This is a genomic window from Cellulomonas biazotea (assembly GCF_004306155.1).
Taxonomy (GTDB): domain Bacteria; phylum Actinomycetota; class Actinomycetes; order Actinomycetales; family Cellulomonadaceae; genus Cellulomonas; species Cellulomonas biazotea.
Map to the genome: position 1 here is coordinate 1 of NZ_BIMR01000339.1, position 7,108 is coordinate 7,108.

General features: G+C 75.6%; 5 protein-coding genes. All 5 read right to left on the reverse strand.

The window, feature by feature from the left end:
• Positions 1 to 1,704, reverse strand: a 1,704-nt coding sequence (locus CBZ_RS18090; RefSeq protein ID WP_130782860.1) for a penicillin acylase family protein, incomplete at its 3' end; no start/stop codon positions are given.
• A gap of 40 nt (positions 1,705 to 1,744) precedes the next feature.
• A complete protein-coding gene (locus CBZ_RS18095; protein ID WP_130782861.1) occupies positions 1,745 to 3,583 on the reverse strand; it encodes an IucA/IucC family protein in 1,839 nt (612 codons plus the stop codon).
• Complete coding sequence (locus CBZ_RS22115) at positions 3,580 to 4,164, reverse strand: GNAT family N-acetyltransferase (RefSeq protein ID WP_246013526.1); 585 nt, start codon at positions 4,162 to 4,164, stop codon at positions 3,580 to 3,582. The genes CBZ_RS18095 and CBZ_RS22115 overlap by 4 nt, the downstream gene beginning before the upstream one ends.
• The gene (locus tag CBZ_RS18105; protein ID WP_130782862.1) at positions 4,161 to 5,492 is read right to left on the reverse strand and encodes a lysine N(6)-hydroxylase/L-ornithine N(5)-oxygenase family protein; all 1,332 of its coding nucleotides are present in this window, start codon (positions 5,490 to 5,492) and stop codon (positions 4,161 to 4,163) included. The genes CBZ_RS22115 and CBZ_RS18105 overlap by 4 nt, the downstream gene beginning before the upstream one ends.
• Entirely contained in the window at positions 5,489 to 6,952 is a 1,464-nt protein-coding gene (locus CBZ_RS18110) for a pyridoxal phosphate-dependent decarboxylase family protein (protein WP_130782863.1), read from the reverse strand. The genes CBZ_RS18105 and CBZ_RS18110 overlap by 4 nt, the downstream gene beginning before the upstream one ends.
• Positions 6,953 to 7,108: the final 156 nt, after the last annotated feature.

Below are 7,108 nucleotides of genomic sequence, written 5' to 3' on the forward strand. Positions count from 1 at the left end.
CGCGGGCACGACGAACCACGGGTCGAGCAGCGGGCCCGCGGCGTGGTCGTCGTGCAGCGCCGCGAGCGACGGGTGCGCCGCGACGTGCCGCACGAGCGCCGAGCGCCAGCGCGCCAGGTCGGCGGCACCGCTGCTGTCCGCGTCCATCGCCCGGTCCCACGCGAGGAGCCGGGCCCGCAGGACGCGGGCGGCGGGCGACAGGGTCGCGTCGTCGGGCGGCAGGTGCGCGAGCAGCCGCGCGGCGCCGTCGTGCCGGACGTCGGCGTGCACGTGCGCGGTGCTCGCGGCCGTCTCCTGCCCCGGGTGGGCGTCGTGCGCGGCGTCGAGCAGCGTCCGGATGCGACGTGCCCGCTGCGCGGGCGCGTACAGGGCGCCGAGGTCGTGCTCGGCGCGGGCCGGGCGCTCGTTCGCGTCGACCGCGACCGTCGCCACGTGCTCGGGCGGGACCGGCGGCGCCCACGGCGGGACCCGGCCGGCGGGAGACCACGCGTCGTGCGGTCGTCGGCGCTGCGACGCCGCGCGCTCGGGGACGCGTCCCGCGACGACCCGCAGGACCGTGCCGTGCCGGTCGGCGACGAGCACGCGGTTCACGGGGTCGACCCAGTCGCGCAGCACGTGCGCGACGTCGTGCGCGTCGCGCACGTGCAGCAGGCGGCGCAGGCACCCGACGCCCGCGTCGTCGGTCGCACGGACGGGGAGGCGGACGGACCACGCCGCGACGACGTCGTCGCCGGGCAGGGGCGCGTCATCGGATCCGGCGGGCCGCTCGGCGCGCGGCGTGCGCCACAGCACCGGACCGCGCGCGGTCTCGCCGACGAGCACGGGGACGTCGTCGCCGCCGCGCACGCGCACGGTCTCCTCGTGGACGGTCGCGGCCTCCCACCCGTCGGGGCCGAGCGCGTGCCACCCGTCGTGGTCGCGCCGCAGCCGTTCGCGGAAGACCTCGACGTGGTGCGCCATCGCGTTCGTCACGCCCCACGCGACGTCGCCGGTGTGCGCGACGTGCGGCACGCCGGGCACCCCGGGGAACGCGAGCCCGACGACGTCGACCCCGGGGCAGGCCAGGCGGACCTGCTGGTAGACGCCGGGGAGCTCGAGCAGCCGGTGCGGGTCGCCCGCGACGAGCGGCAGGCCGCTCGCGGTGCGCGACCCGTGCAGGGCCCACGCGTTGCTGCCCCCGGACCCGGGGTCGCCGGCCCCGCCCGCGGCGTCGAACAGCGCGACGGCGTCGTCGCCGAGCGCACGGGCGACGTGGTCGTTCCACAGCAGCCGCGGGAACGTCGAGAACAGCACGTGCGCGACGAGCAGGACGCCGACCGGGCCCCACGCGGGCCACGGCTCGCGCGGGGTGCTGCCGCCGAGGTGCGCGTCGAGCGCGTCGACCTCCGCGACGGGCCGCCCGCGCAGGCCGTCGTCGATCCCGCGGACGTACGCGGCGAGCCAGGCGCGGTCGTCGTCGGGGAGCGCGTCGTGCACCCGTCGGGCGGTGTCGGCGATGCGCAGGCGTCGCGCGAGCACGTCCCAGTCGACGCCCGCCGGTCCGAGGCGCTCCGCGAGCCGCCCCTGCGCGCGCCACAGGTCGACCTCGACCTGCCAGGCGCGGTCGACGGCCGTGACGAGCCCCTGGCCGTGCGCGAGCCCGAGGTCGTCGTCGGCGCGCACGTGCGGCACACCCCACGCGTCGCGGTAGACCTCGACCGTCATGCGCCCACCCTGCGACGGCAGGGTCCGGTCGCGCACGCCGTCATGCGTCGCGCCGCCACGCGTCGCGCCGCCACGCGTCGCGCCGACGTGCGACGGGGTTCGCGAGCGTGCCCGCGTAGATGAGCGACCCCGACTGGTCGGTGAGGTCGACCATCTGCGCGGTGTTGCGCAGCTGCAGGCGGTTGAGGCACGAGTGCGCGAACCGCTCGGCGCGCAGGTCGACGCGCCGGTGCAGGTCCGGGTGGCGTCGCTCGTGCTCGTCGAGGCACGCGCCGACCAGGGCCCAGAACGCGCGCTCGTCGAGCAGCCCGTCGGTGTCGAGGACCGCCGCGAGGTGCCGCAGGAACCCGTCGAACACGTCGGTGAAGACCGCCAGCGCCGCCTCGTCGGCGTCGACGACCTGCCGGGTGCGCGCGACCTCGTCGGGCAGCGGCCGGTCGGTCAGCACGACGACCTCCTCGCCGATGTCCTTGAGGAACGCGCCGACGGGCACGTGCCCGTGGAGGTCGAGGATGACGTTCTCGCCGTGCGGCATGAACGCGACGTCGTGCGCGAGCAGGCAGTGCACGAGCGGGGCGAGGTACGCGTCGAGGTAGCGCGCGACCCACGCCGCGGTGTCGAGCCCGGACGCGGTGACGAGCGCCCCGACGTAGGGCGCGCCGTCGGGGTCGCGGTGCAGCAGCGACGCCATGGTCGCGAGGTCGTGGCCCGGCGGGACGAGCGCGACGGGGCTCTCGCGCCACAGCGCGGCGACCATCTTGCGGTGCGCGTTCGGCTGCGGCGTGCGGTGGTAGACGTCGCCGGTGTAGCCGATCGACACCTGCTCGCGCAGCACCCGGAACCCGTGCCCCGCGAGCACCGGGTCGGACGCGACGAGGTCGGCGACCCAGTCGTTGATCGCGGGCGTCGCGCGCATGTAGGCCGGTGACAGGCCGCGGAGGAAGCCCATGTTCTGGATGGCGAGCGCGACCTTGACGTAGTGGCGCGTCGGGTCGGACACGTTGAGCAGGGTGCGGATCGACTGCTGCGGCAGGTGGTCGTCGTCCCCGAGGCCGAGCGGCACGAGGTCGCGGCGCGCCACGTCGGGCGCGAACGTGACCGCCAGCCGGTGCTCCCACTGCCAGGGGTGCACGGGCAGCCAGCGGTAGTCGGCGGGGTCGAGCCCCAGGTCGCGGAGCTGTGCGTGGAACCGGGCGACGGTCGCGCCGCCGAGCTGCGCGCGGTAGAACGCGTCCTCGTCGAGCCCGGCACCGAGCGCGAGGTGGCTGACGGACCGCCGCACGGCCAGCCACACGACCCGCACGGGGCGCCCCGCCTCGGGCGCGTACGCGGCGTGCTCCTCCAGCCCGAAGCCGATGCGGCCGTTGTTCGCGACGAACGACGGGTGCCCCTCGGTCATGGCCGACTCGACCTCCCACAGCGGGGCGCCGACGAGGTCCGCAGCCGACGGCCCGCCGTGGTGCGCCCGGAACGCGCCGCTCGCGAGCGTCGAGGAGATCTCCTCCAGGTAGACCGCGAGCAGGTGGTCGGGGATGCGCAGCAGCGGCTGCAGCTCCAGCACCAGCGCCGTCGCGTCCAGTCGGGCGGGCTCGCCGTCGACGTCGCGCGTGACGCTCGCCTCGTCGACCGCCCAGTGCTCGAGCGCCAGGCGGCGCGCGCGGAACCGGTAGACGACGCGGCCGTCGTCGAGCACCACGCGGTAGCCGTCGGGGTGCGCGTCGTCGCGGGCGGGCGCGAGCAGCCGCTCGTGCGCGAACTCGCTGAGGGCCTTGGTGACGAGGTGCCGCTGCGCGACGGCCATCGGCTCGGGACGCAGGTGCGCGGCGGCCCGCAGGACCGCGGCGCGGTCGGCGCCGGGGCGCTCGGTGGTGGTGGTCATCGCAGGGTCCTTCCGAGGGGGCTCGCGGCGAGGTCGGCGCGCGTGCACACGGACAGCAGGGCGCGCTTGCCGGGCAGGTCGACCTCCCGCAGGACGCGGAACCCGGCGGCCGCGTTCTTCGCGAGGATCGCTGTGTTCGTGACGTCGGGCTCGACGACGACGCGCGCGGCGCCGAGGTCGTCGAGCACGAACCGCACGACCTCGCGCATGACGGCCGACGTGAGCCCGTGCACGGGCGCGCCCGTCGGGGGTGCGACGAGCAGGTGCATGCCGACGTCGCCGGGACGCGCGTCGTGCACGTCGGTGAGCAGCACGCGCGCCGGGTCGTAGGTCTCGACGAGGAACGTCGGCTCGCCGTCGACGCGGCCGAGCCACGCGTGCTGGTGCGGGTCGGTCGCGACCTCGTCGAGGTAGGCGCGCACGCCGTGGACGTCGAGGTGGCCGAGCTCCCACGCGGCGGAGTGCGGGTGCGTGAGCCAGGCGTGCAGGAGGGTCGCGTGCGCGGCGACGTCGAGCGGCTCGATCGTGACGGCGAGGTCGGCGACGGGCGCCGCGGCGATGGTCGTCCCGGTGGCGGTCACCGCGCGCCCCCGACGAGCGCGCCGGCGTCGTCGCCGACCGTCGACCCGGCGGCACCCGCGGGCACCCCGAACTCCTGGAACGCGATGCGCCGCTCGCGCGGGTACACCTCGCGCCCGACGACGGCCTCGAGGATCGCCGAGCTCCGCCACGCGCCGAACCCGAGGTCGGGCGCGGTCACGCCGTGCGTGTGCTCCTCGCCGTTCTGGACGAACACGCGCCGCCGGCCGCCGTCGACGGAGTAGTCGCGGGCGACCGCGAACCGCCCGTGCTCGTCGAGGTCGAGGTGGTCGAGGACCGGGTCGAGGAACGCGGGGACGTGCGCGGCGTAGCCGGTCGCGAGCACGAGGGCCGCGGTGGTGCGCTCGTGCACGGCGTCGAGCTGGGCGTGCCGCAGGCGCAGCGTGTACCGCTCGCCGTCCCACCGGGCGCCGACGACCTCGGTGTCGGTGAGCAGCGTCGTCGGGACAGGACCGGCAGCGCTCTTGCGGTAGAGGGTGTCGTAGATGTCGTCGACGAGCGCGCTGCTGATGCCCTTCGACAGGGCGCGCTGCTCGCGGCCGACGCGGTCGCGGACCGCCGTGGGGAGCGCGTGGAAGTGGTCGGTGTACTCGGGCGACGTCATCTCGAGCGTGAGCTTCGTGTACTCCATCGGGAAGAACCGCGGCGAGCGCGTGACCCAGTCGAGCCGGTAGCCGAGCCGGTCGGCGTCCTCCAGCAGGTCCCGGTAGACCTCGGCTGCGGACTGCCCGCTGCCGACGACCGTGATGCTGTCGCCCGCGCGCAGCGCGTCGCGCGAGGGCAGGTAGTCGGCGCTGTGCACGACGGGCCCGTCGAGGTCGCGCAGCGCCGCCGGGACCACGGGCTGGGTGCCGACGCCGAGCACCACGTGCCGGGTGCGGTACGTCTCGACGCCGCCGTCCACGCGCTGCGCCCGCACGAGGTAGGCGTCGCCGTCGGCCTCGACCTGCACGACGGTGCGACCCCAGCGCAGCGTGGGCAGCTGGTCGGCGACCCAGCGGCAGTACGCGTCGTACTCGGTGCGCAGCGGGTAGAACGACTCGCGGATGTAGAAGGGGTAGAGCCGGCCGGTCGCCTTGAGCCACGCGAGGAACGAGAAGCGGGACGTGGGGTCGGCCATGGTGACGAGGTCCGCGAGGAAGGGGACCTGGATCGTCGCGCCGTCGAGCATCATCCCGTGGTGCCACGCGAACCCGTCGCGGCCGTCGAGGAAGACGGTGTCGAGGCCGAGCGGCTCGGCGAGCGCGGCCAGCCCCAGGTTGAACGGCCCGATCCCGATGCCGACGAGGTCGTGCGTGCGGGCGCTCACCGGGCCACCACCGTCGCGTCGGCGGACAGCAGGTCGTCGCCCTCGACGAGCGCGGCACCGGCCGCGCGCACGAGCTCGAGCACGTCGACGACGTCGTCGAGCGTCACGTCGGGGTTGAGCAGCGTGAGCTTGAGGCACGGACGCCCGTCGACGACGGTCTTGGCGACGAGCGCGCGGCCCGACCCGAACAGCGCGGCGCGGACCTGCGGGACGAGGGCGTCGGCCCGGGCGTCGTCGACGCCGTCGGGCTGGTACCGGAACAGCACGGTCGACAGGTCGGAGCGGCCGACCAGGACCAGGTCGGCGTCGGCGGCGACCCACCGGTGGACCGCGGCGGTGAGGTCGACGACCTCGTCGAACATCGTCCCGAGCCCGTCGGCACCGAGCGCGCGCAGCGTCGTCCAGAGCTTGAGGGCGTCGAACCGGCGGGTCGTCTGCAGGGACTTGTCGACCTGGTTGGGCTCGTCGCTGTCGTGCGGGTTGAGGTAGTCGGCGTGCCACGCGACGGGCGCGAGGTCGGCGGCGTCGCGCACGACGAGCGCGCTCGACGACACGGGCTGGAAGAAGCTCTTGTGGAAGTCGACCGTCACGGACCGCGCCCGCTCGATGCCGTCGAGCAGGTGCCGCCGGGTCGGGGAGACGAGCAGCCCGCAGCCGTAGGCGGCGTCGACGTGCAGCCACGTGCCGTCCTGGTCGCACGCGTCGGCGACGGCGGCGAGCGGGTCGACGCACCCGCGGTCGGTGGTGCCCGCGGTCGCGACGACCGCCATCGGCAGGCCGCCGCCCGCCCGGATGCCGGCCAGCGTGGCGGCGAGGGCGTCGGGCCGGAGGCGCCCGAGCGCGTCGACCGGGGCGAGGACGACCGCGTCGGGCGCGAGGCCGAGCAGCATCGCGGACTTCTGGACGCTGAAGTGGCTCGACGCGCTCGCGACGACCCGCAGCCGCGGCAGGACGGCACCGCGGTCGGGGACGCCGGCGAGCGCGTGCTCCCGGGCCAGCAGCAGGCCGTGCAGGTTCGACTGCGTGCCGCCCGACGTGAAGATCCCGTCGCCGTGCGCGAAGCCGATCCGGCGCGCGGTCCACGCGACGACGGCCTGCTCGACGAACGTCCCGATGCCCGACTGGTCGAAGGTGTCGACCGACGGGTTGACGGCGGCGAGCACGGCCTCGGCGGCGACGGCGGGCAGCACGACGGGGCAGTTGAGGTGCGCCGCGTAGGTCGGCAGGTGGAACCAGACGGCGTGCTCGACGACGAGCTCGTCGACCTCCTGCAGCGCGGCCGGCGTGCCGATCGCGGGGCCGTCGAGGTCGACGGCGTCGACGAGCGCGCGCAGCTGGGCCGGTGTGGCGCCGGAGAACGGCTGGGTCGTCGTGCGCAGGCGCGTGGCGACCCGGTCGACGGTGCGGTGGACGGTTTCGGTGTACTGGTCGGCGGTGACGGACGACAGCAGCTCGCGCACGCGAGGCCCCCCTGGAGATCGACGGACACGACGGCTTCGCAAGGTAAGGAAGTCCTCAGTAAGCGAAGGCTTGCCTAACGTAGCCACGACGCGTCGTGCGTCAAGCGCGGCTCCGAGGCGTGGACGATCCGGACGAGTCGGCCGCGCGTCCGGCGG

What these genes read in the sequence shown, in the direction of transcription:
- CBZ_RS18095 (WP_130782861.1), bottom strand. Translation starts at nt 3,583, where the DNA reads ATGACCACCACCACCGAGCGCCCCGGCGCCGACCGCGCCGCGGTCCTG.